Source organism: Microbulbifer variabilis (genome assembly GCF_020524905.1).
Lineage (GTDB): Bacteria > Pseudomonadota > Gammaproteobacteria > Pseudomonadales > Cellvibrionaceae > Microbulbifer > Microbulbifer variabilis_A.
In genome coordinates, this window is the sequence record NZ_JAIVKI010000001.1 from 1 (window position 1) to 19,609 (window position 19,609).

Annotated in this window: 13 protein-coding genes; 4 read left to right on the plus strand and 9 right to left on the minus strand. The window is 46.1% G+C overall.

The genetic code is table 11. The annotated features are described in order from the left end of the window. Nucleotides 1-368 precede the first annotated feature (368 nt). Together LC073_RS00005 and LC073_RS00010 are read left to right on the plus strand one after the other, a co-directional pair. Entirely contained in the window at nucleotides 369-1,871 is a 1,503-nt protein-coding gene (locus LC073_RS00005) for a hypothetical protein (protein ID WP_226642054.1), read from the plus strand. Nucleotides 1,872-2,345: 474 nt separating this feature from the next. Next, entirely contained in the window at nucleotides 2,346-4,385 is a 2,040-nt protein-coding gene (locus LC073_RS00010) for a transporter substrate-binding domain-containing protein (RefSeq protein ID WP_226642056.1), read from the plus strand. Nucleotides 4,386-4,778: 393 nt separating this feature from the next. On the opposite strand, the gene LC073_RS00015 is transcribed toward LC073_RS00010, so the two are convergent. The 6 genes from LC073_RS00015 to LC073_RS00040 all read right to left on the minus strand — a co-directional run bounded on the left by LC073_RS00015 (nucleotide 4,779) and on the right by LC073_RS00040 (nucleotide 12,820). Further along, a complete protein-coding gene (locus LC073_RS00015; protein WP_226642058.1) occupies nucleotides 4,779-5,252 on the minus strand; it encodes a GNAT family N-acetyltransferase in 474 nt (157 codons plus the stop codon). A gap of 201 nt (nucleotides 5,253-5,453) precedes the next feature. Then, nucleotides 5,454-8,144 (minus strand): aminopeptidase N, encoded by a 2,691-nt coding sequence (gene pepN, locus LC073_RS00020; protein ID WP_226642060.1) that lies wholly within the window; start codon nucleotides 8,142-8,144, stop codon nucleotides 5,454-5,456. A 226-nt stretch (nucleotides 8,145-8,370) separates the two neighbouring features. Next, entirely contained in the window at nucleotides 8,371-9,711 is a 1,341-nt protein-coding gene (locus LC073_RS00025) for an aspartate aminotransferase family protein (RefSeq protein ID WP_226642062.1), read from the minus strand. A 385-nt stretch (nucleotides 9,712-10,096) separates the two neighbouring features. Further along, nucleotides 10,097-10,660, minus strand: a complete 564-nt coding sequence (locus LC073_RS00030; protein ID WP_226642064.1) for a phosphoribosyltransferase — start codon at nucleotides 10,658-10,660, stop codon at nucleotides 10,097-10,099. A gap of 11 nt (nucleotides 10,661-10,671) precedes the next feature. After that, nucleotides 10,672-12,033, minus strand: a complete 1,362-nt coding sequence (locus LC073_RS00035; protein ID WP_226642066.1) for an NCS2 family permease — start codon at nucleotides 12,031-12,033, stop codon at nucleotides 10,672-10,674. A gap of 1 nt (nucleotide 12,034) precedes the next feature. Next, the gene (locus tag LC073_RS00040) at nucleotides 12,035-12,820 is read right to left on the minus strand and encodes an outer membrane protein OmpK (protein WP_226642068.1); all 786 of its coding nucleotides are present in this window, start codon (nucleotides 12,818-12,820) and stop codon (nucleotides 12,035-12,037) included. A gap of 950 nt (nucleotides 12,821-13,770) precedes the next feature. Here LC073_RS00040 and LC073_RS00045 point away from each other — a divergent pair. Further along, nucleotides 13,771-14,187 carry a VOC family protein gene (locus LC073_RS00045; RefSeq protein ID WP_226642070.1) on the plus strand — a complete coding sequence of 139 codons (417 nt, stop codon included), beginning with the start codon at nucleotides 13,771-13,773 and terminating at the stop codon, nucleotides 14,185-14,187. A gap of 142 nt (nucleotides 14,188-14,329) precedes the next feature. Here the strand turns inward: LC073_RS00045 and LC073_RS00050 are convergent, their stop codons facing one another. Next, a complete protein-coding gene (locus LC073_RS00050) occupies nucleotides 14,330-15,865 on the minus strand; it encodes a cryptochrome/photolyase family protein (RefSeq protein WP_226642072.1) in 1,536 nt (511 codons plus the stop codon). Between the two features lie 431 nt (nucleotides 15,866-16,296). Here LC073_RS00050 and LC073_RS00055 point away from each other — a divergent pair, with 431 nt between their 5' ends. Next, nucleotides 16,297-16,998 carry a glycine-rich domain-containing protein gene (locus LC073_RS00055; RefSeq protein WP_226642074.1) on the plus strand — a complete coding sequence of 234 codons (702 nt, stop codon included), beginning with the start codon at nucleotides 16,297-16,299 and terminating at the stop codon, nucleotides 16,996-16,998. 38 nt (nucleotides 16,999-17,036) lie between these two features. Here LC073_RS00055 and LC073_RS00060 read toward each other — a convergent pair whose 3' ends face one another. Then, entirely contained in the window at nucleotides 17,037-18,230 is a 1,194-nt protein-coding gene (locus tag LC073_RS00060; protein ID WP_226642075.1) for a CaiB/BaiF CoA transferase family protein, read from the minus strand. A gap of 175 nt (nucleotides 18,231-18,405) precedes the next feature. Then, on the minus strand, nucleotides 18,406-19,554 hold the full coding sequence (locus LC073_RS00065; RefSeq protein WP_226642077.1) for an acyl-CoA dehydrogenase family protein: 1,149 nt from the start codon (nucleotides 19,552-19,554) through the stop codon (nucleotides 18,406-18,408). Nucleotides 19,555-19,609 lie beyond the last annotated feature (55 nt).

Genomic DNA, 19,609 nt, shown 5'->3' on the forward strand with positions numbered 1-19,609 from the left:
TAGCGCTGCCGAGCAGCGCCAGTAGTGGTGCAGTTTTCATTTTTTTCTCTCATCAAAGTAAATTATTTTTATTTTTTTGACCCTGTGTAACACATTGGTCAACTGCGCAATATATAGAAGCCCGCCGCATATTTGTATGCTGTTTCGGTAAAAAATGAGACGTTTGTCTCGTTGCCTGTCGCTGTCCCCATTAGGTTTTTATGTCGATTTTTTAAATTCCCCTTGTCTTGCTGGTCACATAAAAACTGCCTAAAAAGTTCATTTCTTATTCATGTTGCTCTTTTTTTGATCAGAAAAAACCGTTAGTGTGTGGCCTCTACGATTTGGCTATGGAGGGCTTCGGCAACAATGACTCGGTGGCCTGAACTATGGTTTCTCGCTCAGCTGTTTTCTTAGTACTTTTTTTCGGTTTTTTACTTTCTGCCAATGCTGCACCACGCTATCTCGGCGAGGAAATCTGGTATCAGGTAGATAGTAAGAATTTCCGGGTTATTACCGATGGTGATCCCAATGCGGTAAAAACCCTAGTGGCCGATCTGGAGCGTTATCGCTCCGTGGCTATAGAGCTGCTGGAGGTTGACCCCAATGTCCCCAAGCTCACGATTTATGCAGCCGGAGACCGCGATACCTATGCAGGTCTGGTTGGGGCTGAACTTGCCGATATGACTAACGGCCTGTTTGATACCTCGGCCGAGGGCAGCTACGCCCTGGTGAATCTCGATGGCCGCAGTGTTAAAAAGCAGCTCAAGGCCCGTGAGTTTCTCTTTCACGAATACACACACTTCCTCAGCTATAACGGCAACACGACGCATTTTCCCTATTGGTATAGCGAGGGTTTTGCCGAATTTATGGCGACCATGTCCTTCCCTGAAAAGGGTCGCTATGAGTTAGGTGAAATACCCCAGGAGCGTGCCCAAACTTTGATGTACGCAGGCCTGATGCCCCTCGACCGATTGCTTCGTGCAACGGTGTACGACACCGACTCAGAGGAGAAAGCCGATATCTATGCCAGTGGCTGGTTGCTGTCCCACTGGTTGATGATGGAAGGCGACAAAGCGAAAGAATTTAATCGGTTTATCAAAGACTACAACAATGGCGCTGATCCGGTGAAATCACTGGAGAAGGCCCTGGGAATGTCGGTGAAGGAACTCGAAAAAGAGTATGTCGCCGCATTTGACTCGGGAGAGTATGAGGTGGTCAGTGGTGAAATTCCTGCAGATTTTAAGGCAGTTACTCCCCAAGTGAAGCGCCTGCAGAAACGTGAGGCGGTTAATGTACTTGCGAATTTTATTGCCCAGTCTGGTTATAACCTACAGGCTCTCGACGACCTGATTACCTACTCATACCATACCGGCATCTACAGTACTGAACTGGCTGCCATTAAGGCGAGTGCGGATTTGCGTGTAGGGGATTTTCCTCAGGCAAGTCATCTGCTCGCCAGTGTGCCACGCAAAGATCGCCAGCAGACCTGGTATCTGAATGCCCACGCCTGGCTAACGGTTAATCAACAGGCTACCGTACCAAACGATGCCCGCGATTTGCGCAGTTTGAAAAAGGCCCGTGAGGAATTCGATTATCTCGCGAAGGAGGAACCACAGAATGCCTCTCATTGGTTTGGATTGGCCATGGCTATGGAAATGTTGGATTACCCCCGGGAAGAATATCTAGCCAAGCTGGAAGAGGCCTATAACCGCGCACCTCGAGAACTCCATATCGCCCAGTGGCTAGCAGAAGAATTATATCAGCAGAAAAATGCGGAATACTTTGCACGGGTGGCAAAGCCGCTGATGTTCGAACTCCCTGATGAGGAGCAGAACCGAGAAATAAAAATGAGATTGGCGGAGCTACAGGGCAAACCTAAATCCAGCTAATAACGATAAGACGCTCACAGAATAATAGAGGGGCTGTCACTTACTGTAAGAGACAACTCATAGTCGCCAACGTATATTTGCCCGGCAATTTGTTTTGCCGGGTTTTTTTATTAGTGGCGAGGAAAATTGGTACGATTTATTTATACTGCCCTCCAGGGCCTGTTAATCACTGACAATGAAAGAGATGACACGCTATCTACCGCATTGGAACCTGGGAAATATTCGTTACTTGGGGCTAAGAGCACAAAATAAAATCCTAATAGATTAGTGCTAAAAGGCTTGTGCATACCGGTTAAGACCGGCGGTGGTAATTCTTTGAACCGTATTCATAATTATTAAGCAGGTTGATAACAATAAAAATTTCACTGAAAAGGTAGAGTTGTGCAAAAAATATTAATTAAACTGGCTTTTCTATTCGTTTCTCTTATTTTTTCGGTAAGTTGCGAAAAGCATTCCTCTCAGCAGGGGGATTCCGTGGAAACACTCTCTGAAAAGACTAAAAGCACTTTCCTGAATTACCGAGAGCGCGGAGACTTCCCCGCATTACAAGAGCGCGGCATATTACGCTTACTCGCACCGAGAGGCCCTGAAGAGGATGCCCTGCCGCGCGGTGGTTTGCCACAGGGGGAGTGGCGGCAGCTCGCCGAGAAATTTGCCTACAGTCGCAACCTGAGGCCTCAGTGGGTGTATGTGGATAACTTTGCGGCTCTGATTCCCGCCCTGATAGAAGGTCGTGGCGATGTCATTGCGACTAACTTTTCGCGCACTCCCAATCGCCGTAGTCAAGTGGCGTTCACAAGGCCTCTGCAGACAGTGAACGAATTACTGATCACTCTGCGGGATATAGATAAGCCTCCACAAGAAGTGGCAGTACGTCGTGGTAGTGCCTATGCCGAAACCCTCAAAGAGGATACCGAGCAGGCGTATAAAGTGACTCTGCTGGATGGGGCAGTAGCCAACAGCACGCTTTTAGCTGCTGTTGCCGCAGGGGAGTATCAGGCTACCGTCATGGATAGTAATTTGGCCGAGGCACTTCTACTCAATTACCCACAGCTCACAGCCAGTGATCAGTTGGAATCCAGTAGAGATATCGCCTGGGCAGTGCGCCTTAATGCCACCGAGTTGAGGCGGGAGCTCAACGAATTCCTGACGGCTGAATTGGTATTGGCCGGGCAAAACTCCAGTAAATCCATCAGGGATTGGGAGGATATCTTAGAGAGTGGAACCTTGCGTGTTCTTACCCGCAACAATCCAGCTTCCTATTTTATCTGGCGCGGTGAATTAATGGGCTTCGACTATGACCTATTAAAAAAATTCGCCCGGGATCATAAGCTTCGCCTCAGTATGGTAGTACCCAATGCGGATATGGATTTGACTGATGCTTTACAGGCGGGTATGGGCGATATGATCGCCGCATCGCTCACGGTTACCGTAACACGTCGGCAACAGGGATTGGTTTTTACTCGGCCCTATCTCCAGGTGACTGAACAGGTGATTGCTCCGAGTACGGATATATCCCTGCAAGGGGATGCCCCCTTAGAGCAAATGATATCGGGCAAAATGGTGGCTGTTAATCCACAGACCAGCTACCACGAAAGCCTTGCAGAAATGATGTTGCTACAGCGGGAGCGGGGAATTGCTCCCATTCAGATATCTGAACATCCAGGGGCCACAACCGAGTATTTGATTGACGCCGTTGCCCAGGGAATATTTCCCTATACGGTTGCAGATTCCCACCTGGTGGCGATCGAAAGCACTTATCGTGATGACTTTAGGGTGGTGGCTGATTTACCTAATATTAGAGAAATAGCCTGGGCAGTACGTACGGACCAAAGCCACCTACTGGAACAATTAAATAATTTCTTGAATAAACATGATCGCGACCTGTTTTTTAATGTCACTTACAATAAATACTTTAAAGAAAAAAAACATATTCTTCGTCACCAGGAAAACCGTCTGCGCAACACTGATGCCCTTTCTCCCTATGATCCTATAGTGCATAAATACACGGATAAAACAGACCGAGACTGGCGTATGGTGGTTGCACAGATGTATCAGGAAAGCCAGTTCAACCCCCGGGCTCGTTCTTTTTCTGGAGCTCAGGGCCTGATGCAGGTTCTGCCCCGTACCGCACGCCAATTGGGTGTTGAGAATCTCTATAAACCTGAAAATGGCATTCGTGCGGGGATAGCCTATCTCGGTTGGCTCGACCAACGATTCCCCCAGAATATTCCCGTAGAACAAAAAATTTACTTTACCCTAGCTGCTTATAATGCAGGGCATGGCCATGTACATGACGCCAGAGCCCTAGCCCAGCAGCTGGGACTGGACCCCAATCAGTGGTTTGGCCATGTGGAAGAAGCGATGTTACTGCTGTCGCAACCCAAGCATTACCGTAAAAGCCGTTTTGGCTACGTACGTGGGCGTGAACCGGTTAAGTATGTGCGGGAGATTCGAGATCGTTATATTGGCTATCTTGGTGTTGAGCGTAATGGGTATTTTAATGTGGAATGATATTCACAGTTTTCGAGCGTTAATACCCCAGCTACCAATGCCTCAATTCACAAGAGGTGCAGCCATAAGCCTAGCGAGCGTTAGAAATAATGGCCGAATTTTTCTCATTTATATAGGTTGAAATCATAAATTTACACATAAGTTAAGTTTTAACTCTGTTGGTGGTATTGCCAGCTTTGCATCCACCAATCACATAAAGCTTGTTGATCATTGTTGTTCCGGCTATAGAATTCCAGGGAGTGGTCGCTGGGGCGGCAAATTTTCAATCCGTATTGTCTATTAAAACAAAAAGACTTTTTGTATTAATATTTTCTTTTTGCTTTTAGGATTTTCAGCCGAGAACCTGGATACCCTTTGATGTGCTGCTATAGGTGTTCTAGCCAGATAGTGTGTCTAATCAGTGTATGAGAGTTTCTTTGTGAAAAATAGGCTATGTGGATCTTCACTATAATTGGCAAATGGTTTACATGGTTCAAAGCCATATTGCTGGTAAAGTGCAATTGCAGGAGAAAAATGTTTACTACTGCCGGTTTCCAATTTTACTTCCCAGTAGTTCCTCTTTTGGGCTTCGTCCAATATCTCTTGCAACACGGCTCTAGCGGCACCCTTGCGTAGGAAACCCTGGCTGGTCTTCATGGATTTTATCTCTCCCAGAACAGGGGATATTTCTTTGAGAGCCCCGCAGCCTGCTAGAACTCCATTGACCCGCGCGCTCCAGAAAGTGATTGTTGGGTCCATTAAACTTTCTGGTTTTAAGGCGTGTACGCTTTCTGGAGGAGAATACTGATACATTTTCTCTAAGTGGGACTTCAGTAGCTCAATAATTGCGCCATCCGATAGATCATCTTTTTGAACCACAAGATTCATGGAAAAAATTCTTTTATTGTAAGTCTGGGTGGTAGGTATATTAACTGAGAATTATTGTCAATATCTATGTTTCTTTGCCATGAGAATGTGTTTTTATAAGAAAAGGGCCCGTTGGGCCCTTTGGTGTTTCTTAGTTGCCAATGGCTTTTATTGTCATATAGACACCTGATTTTTTAGGCGATGTTTCTTAGAGGAGCAATCTCATCCTTTTTTCTGATTGAGCATGGCCTGTCCCATCTTTACGCAACGCTCGCTGGTATAACGATGGTTCTTTAATGCTTTCACTAGCATTGGTTTTAGCTTTTCCTCTTTAGTCAGGGTGTCACTAATTTTTCCTACGCTATTCTTCGAACACATCAGGGGGAATATATTTGCGTAGGTGCTAATCAATTCAGGAGAATCCACATCGTTAATTTTTTCCAGGGCGGAAAAAATACGCTCGCTATTACTATTAAATAGTGGGAGTTGCTCATCAGTGAATAGCGTTGAAGTGACCTTGCGAAGTTCACTTAACTTGAAATCGTTTCTATTTTCTATAAGATTTTTCAGCCACTTCTCTTTAACTTCAGGTATGGGTCTGATCGCCTCGGCCGCTATTGCATTGAGTTTGGATCTATCTGAATGATCTTCTTTCAATTCTCGAGTAATCGCTTGTTCATAATCGGCAAAGAGATAGCGATTCTGCAGGCGGATTAATTCCCAGCGCATATCTGGATCGAGTTTTAGCCCCTCAATTCCGAGTTCGCCCATCAGCAATTGTTTTGCGTTACTCAATGCAGCGGTAGAGTGGGCTACTTCGGTAAAGAGTTCGAACCAGGTCTTTTGTTGATCACTAGCAGGTGAAGCCTGTTGTAACTGCTGCCAAGCAAAGTCTTCTATGGCTTTAAGCAGTTTTTCGCGGCGCTGGTCATCGATAGGTATCTGATTCAGATAACTGTAAACATAGTTTAAATAACGAGTATTGAGACGAATAGCGTTAATATCCTGCTCGGCGGCCCCGTTATTAATTACAAAACTAATATATTCATCCAGCGGTAATTTTGCATCATAGGCGCTGTCAAACAGGCTCTGCCACAACATCAGGCGGGCAAAAGGCTGCTCAATCGTATTAATTTGCTGTGCCATATTCTTTAGAGTAATCGGATCCAGATTCACTTTTACAAAGGCCCAGTCACCCTCGTTAGGGTAGAGAATTTGCGGGCAGGCCAGACCTTTTGCTTCTTCGATCTTAGTCGTTGTGCCACTATAAAGTACTGGTAGGGTGGCAAAGCGTTTCATACTTTCACCCTCCATACGATAGAAGCCTAGCTGTATACGCTGTTCTCGCAGGATCGGATAATCTTCAGGTGCGCTCTGTTTTAGAGTTAGGCTACTTATCTGGTTGTTTTCACACTGGAAGTCTGCCTCAATGGTGTTGAGGCCGGCTTGGTAGAGCCATTGTTGTTGCCAGGTATCAAGATTGACACCTGCAGCTTTGTCCAGGTGATTGATGAAATCATCGAGTGTTGAATTTTTGAAAGAGAGTTCTTTTAGGTAACTGCTGACGCCTTTACGGAATTCCTCTTTGCCCAGATAGTAAGGCAACTGTTTCAGTATCGAGCCGCCTTTACCGTAGGTGATGCCATCAAAATTGGTAAAGGCTTCGTCGGTATTTTTAACGGGTAGCTGGATAGCATGGGTGGTGGGGCGCTGGTCAGAATAGTAGGCCCACTGTTTGGTTTCTAAATAAAAATTTTCCCAGGTGTTGGAAAACTCACTGTTTTCGGCTAGAGCCAGGTTTGCCATATAGGTGGCGAAACTTTCATTGAGCCAAAGATCATCCCACCAGTTCATAGTGACCAGATCGCCAAACCACTGGTGTGCCATTTCGTGTGCGATAACATCAGCTAAGTCCATGCGCTGAGCCTGGGTTCTTTCTCCTCGCGATACATAGTTATCATTAAAAGTGACTGAACCCACGTTTTCCATAGCACCGGCATTGAAGTCGGGAACCAGGATTTGGTCGTATTTCTTGAAAGGATAATCTATTTCAAAATAAGGTTGGAAAAACTCAAAAGACTGCTTGGTGAATGTAAACCAGTCCTCGGTTTTAACATATTCTGCGAGACTCTGGCGGGCCATCAGGCGTAGGGGAATACCTTCGGCATCGTCTTCCCATATTTGGAACGGACCCGCGTGGAGGGAGAAAACGTAAGAAGAAAATTTTTGCGATTGTGGGAAGAACCAGTGCTTATTTTCTCCCTGATTTTCTACCCTGCTTTCCCGTTCCGCACTGATGACTACCCAATCTTTGGGGGCAGTAACATCTAGGGTAAAGCGAGCTTTTAAATTTGGTTGATCAAAATGTGGAAAAAGACGGTTAGCATCATAGGGCTCAAAGTCGGTATACATATAGACTTTACCATCTTCCGGATCTTCGAAGCGGTGTAGTCCAGAACCATTATTGGAATAGGGATGCTGGTAGTTAACGGTTAGAACATGATGCCGGTTTGGCAGGTTTCTTGAAGGAACAGTGATAAAGTGGCCGTTATATTCGAATGGCGTTTCTTTGCCATCAATTTTTAGTGATTCGACAGTGCCGCCGGCAAAATCCATAGTAAGAGGTTGTTGTAGAACTTTTCCGAATTGAATATCGGCGTGTACGGTGCCAGAAAAACTTTCACCGGTACTGTCCAGATTGACACTTAGGCGATAATCAACTTGTTCTACTTGTTGTTTCCGTAGCTTGGCATATTCTTCGGAGAGTCCCGAGGTCTCTGCTCTTTGTGGCGTTGCAATAGTGTCGCCTTGAGGCTTTAAAGTACTGGGTTCCTGACCACAGGCGGTTAGTATGGCCGTGCATAGTAGTGTGGCGACAAGTTTTGGGGTAGCTCGCTTATTGGTTTTAATCATTGTGTTCTCACATATTTCATCGTTGTAGCTTTTTTTGCCGGTGTAACTATTCCGCTTTCTTAACATTAACTCCGTAACTCGACCCAACAGTTTTGCCGAGTAAGGGGACAAATGTCATTGTACTAGGGACTTAATTGGTACGGGTATAGCGGCCTGAATTGTGCGCTGAGGTGTCGCCCATGTGCGGTGAACGGCTGGGTCTTTCTAGACTTATTTGGGAGAGAAGTTATTTCCCATTGGCTACTTCCAGAATAGATTCTGCTAGGGCATTGACCAAGCCGTCGATTTCCTCACTAGAGGTAATGAAAGGCATTCCCAATTGGACAGTATCGCCGCCATAGCGAATATAAAAGCCTTTATTCCACATTTTCATGGCAATTCGAAAGGGGTGTTGCAGTGGTTCGCCTGGAGCGGATTCGATAGTTAGGCCCGCAGCTAGGCCGCAATTGCGAATATCATTGATCAGAGGTAGATTTTTGAGTTGGTGAATGTACTCCTCCAGTACATAGGCAAGCTCTGCAGCGCGCTTGAACAGGCTTTCCCGCTCAAGGATTTTCAAGGTGGCCAGTGCAGCAGCGCAGGCCCCTGGATGGGCTGAGTAGGTATAGCCATGGGCCAATTCAAGTTGGTAGTCAGGTCCGGCCTGTTCCATAAATATATCGTAGATATTCTGGTGCACTGCGACGGCGCCCATAGGAAAAGCGCCATTGGTGAGTTGCTTGGCGGTATTGAGAATATCCGGTACCACGCCAAAAAACTCCGCTGCGGTGGCCGTGCCCATCCTGCCAAAAGCAGTGATGACCTCATCAAAAATTAATAGTATCTGGTGTTCGTTGCAGATTTCACGAAGACGTTGCAGATAGCCTTCCGGTGGTGGAAGTACACCAGCTGAGCCGGCCATGGGTTCAATAATTACTGCAGCTATATTGCTGGCATCATGCAGTGTAATTAATTCGAGAAGTTCATCGGCTAGATAGGCACCTTGTTGGGGTTGTCCATGGCAAAAGCGGTTTTCAGGCAAAAGTGTATGTGACAAGTGTACGGTGTCGAGTACTGGGCCAAACATTGCCCGGTTAGCACCGATACCGCCAACGCTGACGCCTCCAAAATTTACCCCGTGATAACCCTTTATTCGACCGATAAGTTTGGTCTTTGCTGAAAGGCCTCTTTTACGCCAATAGGCACGGGCAATTTTCAGAGAGGTTTCAGTCGCTTCAGAGCCGGAATTGGTAAAAAAGATACGATTGAGATGCGCGGGCATAAATTGTGTGATGCGCTCAGCCAATTCAAAGGACGTAGGATGACCAAACTGAAAGGAGGGGGCAAAGTCGAGAGTCTCCAATTGTTGGCTGATGGCTTTGGTAATTTCTTTTCGATTATGCCCTGCGCCACAAGTCCACAGGCCAGAAAGACCATCGAAGATTGGGCGACCATCGGCACTGGTATAGTAGCAGCCTTCGGCAGCAGTAATGATACGAGGGTCTCGTTTAAATTGCCGGTTGCCGGTGTATGGCATCCAGTGTGCATCGAGTTGCGCTTGAGTGAGCCCTGCGAGTTTGTCGTTCATTTTTATTTACCGACAATTGGATCAATGATTAAAAGGAGCCACTGGATAATTGTGTGATATTCCCAGAGGCCCAATAGAAGTATTGTGGAATCATTCAGAGTTTTCTCAATTTTGGACCAACTTTTCCATTTAATAAATTGCCCAAAACTAACTTTAGTTGCATAAGTGGGAGCTTTTGAGAAAGGTTTGGAGTATGGGGAGTAGTATTGAAGATGCGTGACCCTGGGTGAGATACCTGGGGCGGAAGTGGTATAGGTGGAGGAAGGTTTTATGCGGGTAATTGCCGCGAGGGTTACTACGGCAATGTGGGGGCTTAATCGATATGAACCGATCAAGGGTATCGGAAGGAAGTACCGGGGGCACTGGCCCCCGGTACCGGAGCGGATCAGACTGCGGTAGCAATCCGGTCAATGTAGGGAGCTAGTTCAGGCTTGTTCTCCAGGATCTCCTCCCGTGAGAGGCCGTCAATCTCATGAGGGAATACCAGCCACTCTTCGGTCTTGTGGATAAAGTAATCCGGCTCACGCTTGGCCTTGTTGTTTTTCGGCTTGTAGTAAGGCGTCGCGATTCGAATTTCTGGCGTGTTCTTTTTACAGGCTGCACGCAGGTCTTCGATAGTTTGCTCAATACTCAGGCCGGAGTCGTGAACATCGTCAACGATAAGCAGAGAGTCGTGGGACTCAAGGCGCTTGATCAGGTAGTTCAGGCCATGTACTCGTACTTTCTTGCCGCGTTCGCCGATGCCGAGGTAGGAGGAGGTTCGGATCGCGATATGGTCCGCATCCACACCCATCACGTGCAGTAATTCCTGTACAGCGATACCCACCGGAGCCCCGCCACGCCATACACCAACGATGTAATTGGGGCGGAAGCCGCTCTGATAGATTTGCTCAGCAAGCGCGTAGGAATCATTTAGAAGTTGCTGCGCGCTGATAAAGTGCTTTTTCATCTGTGTACCCCTCAGAAAAAGGCGAACTTGGCAATAAAGAGAGCCGACAACACGTAGACACTGATACTGACGTCTTTGCTGCGCCCGCTCAGTGTCTTGATGACTGCGTAGGCAATAAAGCCCAGTGCAATACCGTGAGCGATGGAGAATGACAGTGGCATCATCACCGCTGCAATCACCGCCGGTGCGGCTTCGGTGATGTCATCCCAGTCGATAGAAGACAGACCGGAAGTCATCAGAACGCCGACATACAGCAGGGCACCGGCAGTCGCATAAGCGGGGATCATACCAATCAGCGGAGAGAAGAAAGTTGCCAGCAGGAACAGACCGGCACAGACAACGGCGGTAAGACCGGTGCGTCCGCCTGCGGTAATCCCCGCAGCACTCTCCACATAGCAAGTCGTGGTGGAGGAGCCCAGCACTGCGCCTACTACGGAAGCGGAACTGTCTGCCATCAGGGCCTTGCCCATGCCAGGCAGCTTACCGTCCTCATCCAGCATCTTGGCACGGTCGGAAACACTCAAAAGAGTGCCGGCGGTATCGAACAGGTCAACAAATAGGAAGGCGAAGATCACGCTGATCATTCCCACTTCGAATGCACCGGCGATATCTAACTCGAGGTAAGTCGGGGCCAGGCTCGGGGGCGCGGAAATCAGGCCGGTAAACTCTACCTTGCCGATTGCCAGGGCAATAAGTGTGACCGCGAGAATGCCGATCATCACTGAGCCGAGCATACGGCGGTAGGAGAGGGCCACAATAATAAAGAAACCCAGGCCTGCCAGCAGAGCTTCAGCGGATTTGAGGTTACCCAGAGTCACCAGGGTGGCGGGGCTGGCAACCACAATTCCCGAGCTCTTCAGGGCAATAATCGCCAGGAACAGACCGATACCGGCTGCAAGGGACTGCCGCAGGGATGTGGGAATACTATCGATTATCCATTCCCGCAGCTTAAAGATACTGAGCAGCAGGAATACTACCCCCGATATAAACACTGCTCCCAAAGCGACCTGCCAGCTGTAGCCCATCTCGCCCACCACCACATAGGCGAAGAAGGCGTTCAGACCCATTCCAGGTGCTAGGGCGATGGGGTAGTTGGCGTAGAGTCCCATGATCAAACAGCCGATCGCCGCAGCAAGACAGGTCGCCATAAATACGGCGCCCTTATCCATGCCGGCAGCAGCCAGAATGTTCGGGTTTACAAAAATGATGTAAGCCATGGTCAGGAAGGTTGTCACACCGGCAATCACTTCCCGGCGAACATTCGTCTGACGCTCAGACAGTTTGAACAGCTTTTCCAGTAAAGAGGCGTCACCGCCTACCTGGGGAATACCAGACCCTGGGGTCGCTGATGTTTGGATATCAGAGGGTTTCATATCAGAAGTGGTACTTTACTAGCAGGTTAACATTGCGCTCGTTGGAGTCGACTCCAAAGGAGCCATCTTTAATACCGAACTTGTCATTCCAATGCACGTATTCGACACCGGCATACAGGGCTTTTGGCTCACCCCAATTGGCGCCTATGTCCCACTTGAGCTGGGAAGTGAAATTCATACTCGGGTGTGCATCTTCGGAGGCGCTGGTCCAATCGATAAAACCGTCGTATACGAAGCTGGAGTCGCCCAAGGTAAACGGCATGGCCCAAACCAGGGTCAGCTGCTCGTTGCTGGCTTTGTCATCGTTATCGCGGCGGTAAGTGTTCACTTGAACAAAGGAGAAACCTGGAACTGCAAGGTCGAAACCGAGACCTGCCAGAACGTTGGTGAAGTGCGGGCCTGTTGCAGTGAGATGATCAGGATCATCCATATTGCCCAGCTCTAGGGTTGTTGCCACCAACACATCGGTCACCGGCCCCCAAGCCAGTTCACGATCGCTGAGCTTTCCCAGGCTCAGGCGCGGAGAAATTTCTGAATAGAGTTCTTTGGAACCATCTTCTGAATCCAAGTAATCGGCAAAGATAAACAGGTCGCCCCAGTTGTGACCACTGGCGTGTTCAAAGGTTACTACGGAGCGTTCGGAATCATCGGTGGTCAGGCTGTAGTTCACTTCATAGTCGCGGCCATACAGCAGGCTGAGGCTGTTGTCGCTCCAAGTCATTTCAGCTTGAGCAGCTACGGACAACAGGCCGGAGGCCAGTAGTAGCAGGGGCTTGGTTGGTTTCATTCTATTACCTCTGTTACAACGACAGGCGGAAATCGCACTGGCGGCCGACAATTGGGTCGGCAGTTGGTTAAAAAATAGTCGCGGAATATACCCGAGTTTACCGACTGTTTTCCAGTATTTTTTTTCAGCAATCGCCTCTATGCGAGCAGCCATAAAGCAATGAAGTACTAATAAATATTTCAAAAGAAAAAATAAATACCATTTGGGAGTTGGCTAAGTATGAAATCGAAAAAAAGGCTTATTGAAGGGATAGCCTTATTTTTGGCCACGCTAAGCAAGTGTTTCTAAAGAAAGTGGTGTGCGCGAAGACTTGGCGCTTTCAAATGATGCTAGCGCTTCCATAAGGAGCGCTATTGAGCACTATAAGGGTGCAAGAAGTTAATAGAGGCAAAGTTGCTAGGAAGGGTTCGTGAGTTGATCTGCGTTTATCGGGCTCAGGCGCTTCTTTTTCATAGGTACTTACACTTAGGATGCACTTTTTAGGTGCGCAGAAAAGGTGCGATAGGGGCGCGTATAAATTGGAGGGACCTACTGAAGCTGTGACTTGTTAGTAACACCTCTACTAAGGAGATCAGTTATTCTCAGAAACACATGTGTTAAAGTACAGCACTCAATTAGGAGGATATTTCAAGGCTTGCCGGTTAGTCGTGACCTGACTACACCTTTTGCTGCTTTTTTGAGCACCTGGTGGGGAAGGTTTATGCGCCGCCTTATAAATAGAAGCAGTATTTGCTTATGGGGCCTAGCTAGCTTGTCTTGCTATCTTCTCGCCATCTGGAGAGTTTAATATCTGCGACCAGGCGGCATTAATGCGGCATTAATAATAAAGCGGGGTCGGTTGATCTTGCATGTACAAATTGATTGCTTGATGAACCAAATCCAATTGGCTTGGCTTGAGATTACAGGCTAACTAGAGGGATGGTGAAGGGCACTCGGGAGTGGGAGGCTTTATGAAATCCAATTGCTTGCACCTTGCAATCCCCGCAGGGGATCTTGAGGTAGCTAAGAAATTTTATTGCGGCGTATTCGGTTGTAAAACCGGGAACAGCGAAGAGGGACGCTGGGTAGATATCGACTTCTGGGGTAACGAGCTGACCCTACACCAGAGTGAAGAAAAACTGCCAAACGTACGCCATAAGGTAGATATGGGAGCCGTTGCCGTTCCCCATTTCGGTATCCACCTCCCGGATGACGAATTCCAGGCGCTGAAAGCCCGTATCGAAGCTGCTGGTCTGGAGTACCTGGATAAGCCTTATCGCCGCTTTGTTGGCAGTGAATATGAGCAGGAAACTTTCTTTATCGAGGATCCCAACGGTAACGTGTTGGAGATGAAGACCATGGTTAATCCGGAATTGATGTTTAAGTGAAGTTCAGGCCATAGTTGAAACTATGAATTGAGCTCGCTAGATAATATTTATTGTCTGGCGGGCTCATTAGAAAGATCAATCCTATCAACACTCTCTCCGTGCACTTTTATTCTTCTATTTAATTTTCGATAAAAGCTAGCTTCTAGTTGATATGTATAGATTTAATGAAGTTTTCAGCTTGTACTTGGATATCTTTTTTTTCTTTACTTGTTAGTTTGTCCACAAGATTGAGCATCATAGACATCCGTGGATTTTTCTTAAAATGGTCCCTCTTCTGCAAGAGAAAATTCCAGTAAAGGCTATTAAAGGGACATGCATCACTTCCAGTTCTTTTCTTGACGTCGTATCTGCAGTTTTGACAGTAGTTGCTCATTTTATTTATATATGAGCCGCTACTAATATAAGGTTTTGTTGCAACCAGTCCACCATCGGCATACTGGCTCATACCTCGGGTATTAGGTAATTCTACCCACTGTATGGCATCGATATATATCCCCAAATACCATGCATCTACCTGATCCGGGTCCGTTTGTGTTAGTAGGGCAAAGTTACCGGTAATCATTAAGCGCTGAATATGGTGGGCATAGGCGTGTTCCAGACTGTTGTTGATAGCACTTTTCAGGCAGTACATATCGGTTTCGCCCGTCCAGTAGAAATTGGGTAGTGGATTGTAATTGCGTAGTTTGTTTAGCTTGCTATAGCCTGGCATTTCCTGCCAATAAATGCCACGCATATACTCTCGCCAGCCGAGAATTTGCCGGATGAACCCCTCTATTTGATTAATGTGAATACTCTTTTTATTGGACTCCCAGTGATCAATCGTATGGTTAATAATTTCGCTGGGGGATAGAAACTTACAATTGAGAGAAAAACTTAATCTGCTATGGAAAAGATACGCCTCATTAGGGTCCATGGCATCCTGGTAGTCACCAAAGTGTGGCAACAATTTCTTGCAAAAGTGATTGAGTACTTTGAGACTATCTGCACGACTCGTTGGCCAGGTAAAATGTTTTGGGTTGATAGTACCAATGGTTTTTATTTTTGCTGCCTGGATGCGCTTACGAGTTTTTTCAACATTCTTTCGGAATAGATATTGTTGAGGGATTTCTCTATCTTCATTCCATTTTTTTCTATTGCCTTTATCAAAGTTCCATTGATTGCCAATAGGTTTGCCTTTTTTGCCAATAAGAATGTTGTGCTCCTTGCGCATATGACGATAGAAGCTTTCCATCAAAAATGTTTTCTTTCCAAAAAAGAAATTTTCTAGATAGTTCCTATTGGTTAGATAGTGTTCGGTGTCATAGACCTCAGACTTAATTGATAGCTTTTTAATTATTGTCTTTAGTTGATCATCAAGGCGATATTCATCGGGTAGCTGGTATTCAAATTTCTGGATGTTCAACTGATCAACTAGTCTTTGGATGTTCTTTTCAAGGTTTTGTTGGTTTTTTTTGTTGTCTATTTGGTAGTAAATTACTTGACAACCTTTTGATTCAAGCCATTTAGCAAAGTTTTGCATTGATTCAAAAAAGGCAACCACTTTTTGAATATGGTGGACAACGTAGTCTGTCTCCTGTCGCATCTCGGCAATAAAGTAATAAATATCCTGATGGTTTTCTCTAAACCAAGAATGCTTATGGTTAAGTTGGTCGCCCAGTATAAGTCTCAGTGTCTTCAAAGGGGGTTCCTTTTTGAAGAGATGCCTTTATAAACTTTATCCTTAAGCATTCAGGATGTTGTTGATATGTTTAGGAATTTGATTTTGGAAATATTAGCACTTGAAAAGTTGTATAAGCTGCGTTTAAGTGCCAATTTTTATCCTGGTCGATGGTGTGCGCCGAGTTGTTTTAAGGTGGTAATTGACTTGATTGGCGCTCAAGCTGATACGTCTGCACCATTTGATGTAAGAATAGGAGATTATTAGAAATAAAATTTTACTTGATTGTTAGGAGTTATATCATTGTGACCATTTCGGTAAATGGGTGTTCCTAAATGTTTGGTCGTGATTTGTTGAGGTAGATTTTTTTGGAGTAGAATTTGGAGTTGAAAAATTTTGTCTTAACATGATTTTCTTTGTTGGGGTCAAGTAAGTAGTAAAAATATTGTTTTATGGAAAGAGTTTTGCTGTTCAAATGGATTGGCTTGGTAGTATTTTTAATATTTCTCGTGGTTTTGGTGTATAAGTTGAGGAAAAGGTCTCGGATTAAGTACCTGGAGAATTATATCTTTCACTCGAAGATTAAAAATAAGATAAAAACAGTATATCCTCATCTATCCAGTCAAGAGCTGGATATAGTGATGAATGCCCTTCGAGAGTACTTCTGCGTTTGCCAAGTGGCTGGAAAGAAAGTGGTCTCTATGCCCTCTCAGGTTGTGGATGTAGCTTGGCATGAATTTATTTTGTATACACGCTCATATCAGGAGTTCTGTAAAAAAGCTTTTGGGCGGTTCTTACATCATACACCCGCAGAGGCAATGCCAACCCCAAACTCTGCTCAGGAGGGTATTAAGAGGGCATGGCGAATCTCCTGTTTCAGGGAGGGGGCTAACCCAAAGAGCCCTAGACATCTGCCTCTATTATTTGCCATTGATCAGGAATTAAATATAAAGAATGGCTTTCAATACTCCCTAAACTGTAGGCGTAGCAACTCTTCTGGGACAACCTCCGATTACTGTGCTTCTCATATTTCCTGTGTTTCAGGGTGTTCGGGGGATTCGGGAGACCCTGAGTCAAGTTCCTCCTTTGGAGGATTTTTTGATAATTTTAGCGGTGACTCCAGTGGCTGTAGTGGAGGATGCGGTGGAGATTGATATTTTCAATATTTTTTCCTGTGATTTTATAAAATACTCTAAGCAATAACCTTATTGGCAAGGAGTCGGTCAATATCCTGGGTGCTATATCCAAGTGATTTCAGGATCGATTGACTATCCGCGCCTAGTGTAGATCCTGCCTGATGTTTTTTATTTTTCTTTCCATTGAATTTAAAGGGTGAGTTGATCTGTAGCAGGTAGTCGCCACTTTTTGTGACTGCATTTGCAATCATTTGGCGCTCTTGAATTAATTTACTTTCTGTTGCTTCACTAAAATTAAGAACCGGTTCTACGCAGGTATCGATTTCAGAGAAAATAATATTCCATTCTCTGAGCTTCTTTTTCTTTATTGTAGCGGCAATGTCTCGTTTCAAACTCTCTTGTTGGTCGCTCTCGAGTACGCGTTCCATCCATTCGGGGTGGCCGATTCCCAGAAAAAAAGCTTCGGCAAATTGGGGTTCAAGACTGCCAACGGATAAGTAGCGGTTGTCGGCAGTACAATAGTAATCATAAAAACTACCGCCGTTAAGCAGCTCCATTTCCATCTCTGGGTCTTGGCCATCGGCGAGGGCATTGGCGCCGCAAATGGCATTTAAGGCAAAGGCACAGTCAGTCATACTGATATCAATATGCCCGCCGCGGCCTGTTTGTTGGCGGTGATACACTGCGGCAAGAATAGCCATTACTGCGTGGTGGGAGCCTCCAGCAATATCGGCAATTTGCATACCATTCAGGCTGGGTCCACTATCCTGTCGACCGGAGTAGCTGGCAAGCCCGGAAAGTGCCAGGTAATTGATATCATGCCCGGCCCGCATTTTCAGGGGCCCATCTTGTCCGTATCCGGTGATTGAACAATAGATAATATCTGCGCGCAACTCACTAAGGGCTTGATAACCAAAGCCAAGTTTTTCCATTACTCCTGGGCGAAATTGTTCGATAACTATATCGTATTCGCTGAGTAACCTCTCGATAATCTTTTTTGCCTCTTGGTTTTTCAAATCCAGGGCCAGGGATTTTTTATTGCGGTTTATCGTTGCATGAGCTGCGGAAACGGGCTCTGCGCTGCCAACCATGGGAGGAAGGCCTCTTAGCATATCTGGGCGATTTGGGGATTCTATGCGTAGAACCTCTGCCCCCATATCAGCCATCAACATAGTGGCGTAGGGACCGGGTAGTAGGGTGGTAAAATCGAGTATTCGTAGACCTTGCAGAGGGGCAGTAAAATTATCCATTTTTTATAATCAATAAAAATTATTATTAAAATTTCTTGTAGGCTTTTTTCGTCAGTGGTCACCGATAAAAGTTAGTGATATTAACGTCTGTACTGAGTTAATACGCTTACAGTTTTTAGGTTAATAAAATATCGAGATAAACCCGGTGATCGTGTAGATTACCGGGTTAGTGGGCTTAACCATCACGGAGGATGTCGCGGGAAATAATGAGTTTCATAATTTCATTCGTGCCAGCATAAATACGCTGAACTCTAGCATCCGCCCAAGCGCGGGCAATTGGGTATTCCCACATATAGCCAAAACCACCGTGAAGCTGAACACATTCATCTAGCAGTTTACATTGGAAATCTGTCGCCAGTAATTTGGCTTTTGCAGCCGTAGTAACGTCAAGTTTTTTCTCATAATGTAGCTCTAGGCAACGATCCACAAACACCCTGAGAGCAGAGAGTTCACTGTCTAACTCTGCCAGCTTGAATTGGGTGTTTTGAAATGCGGCGATGGGTTTACCAAAAGCCTTTCGATCTCGGACGTAATCAATAGTCCAGCGTAATGCTGCTTCCGCATTGGATATTGCAAAAATAGCGACGCTTAGCCTTTCCTGAGGTAGTTCTTGCATTAGGTAGACGAAGCCCTGACCTTCGGCTCCCAATAAATTTTCCACCGGAACTTTAACGTCATCAAAGAAAAGTTCGGAGGTGTCCTGGGCTTTCATCCCGATCTTTTCCAAGTTATTTCCTTTCTTGAATCCTGCCAAATCGGCCTCGACCAAGAGAAGACTCACCCCAGAGGCGCCTTCACTGGGATCTGTTTTTGCAACGACAACAACTAAGTCGGCATGCTGACCATTGGTAATAAATGTCTTAGAGCCGTTGAGAAGATAGTGATCACCCTTCTTAATTGCTGTTGTCTTCACTCCCTGTAGATCTGAACCGGCTCCGGGTTCCGTCATGGCGATGGCTGTAACAATCTCGCCACTGATACACTTGGGAAGATATTTCTTTTTTTGCTCTTCACTACCGTAATTAATAATGTAGGGCACAGCAATATTGGAGTGCAGACCCCAGCCGACGCCAGAAAGACCTGCTCGGGCGACCTCCTCATCGATAATCGAGTTGTAACCGTAGTCCAGCCCCAAGCCGCCATAGGATTCGGAAATCTGAGGGCAGAGAAAGCCCATTTCACCAGCCTTATTCCAGAGGGCACGATCGACCTGTCCATCTTTTTCCCATTGGCTGTGGTAAGGGATGGCCTCGTTTTCCAGGAATTTCCTCACGGTATCGCGAAAATGCTCGTGGTCCTCGTTGTAAACGGTTCTCGGTATCATTCTGAACTCCAACATTCGTTTTTATTATCTGGAATTGTAGACCTTTCAAACTTGG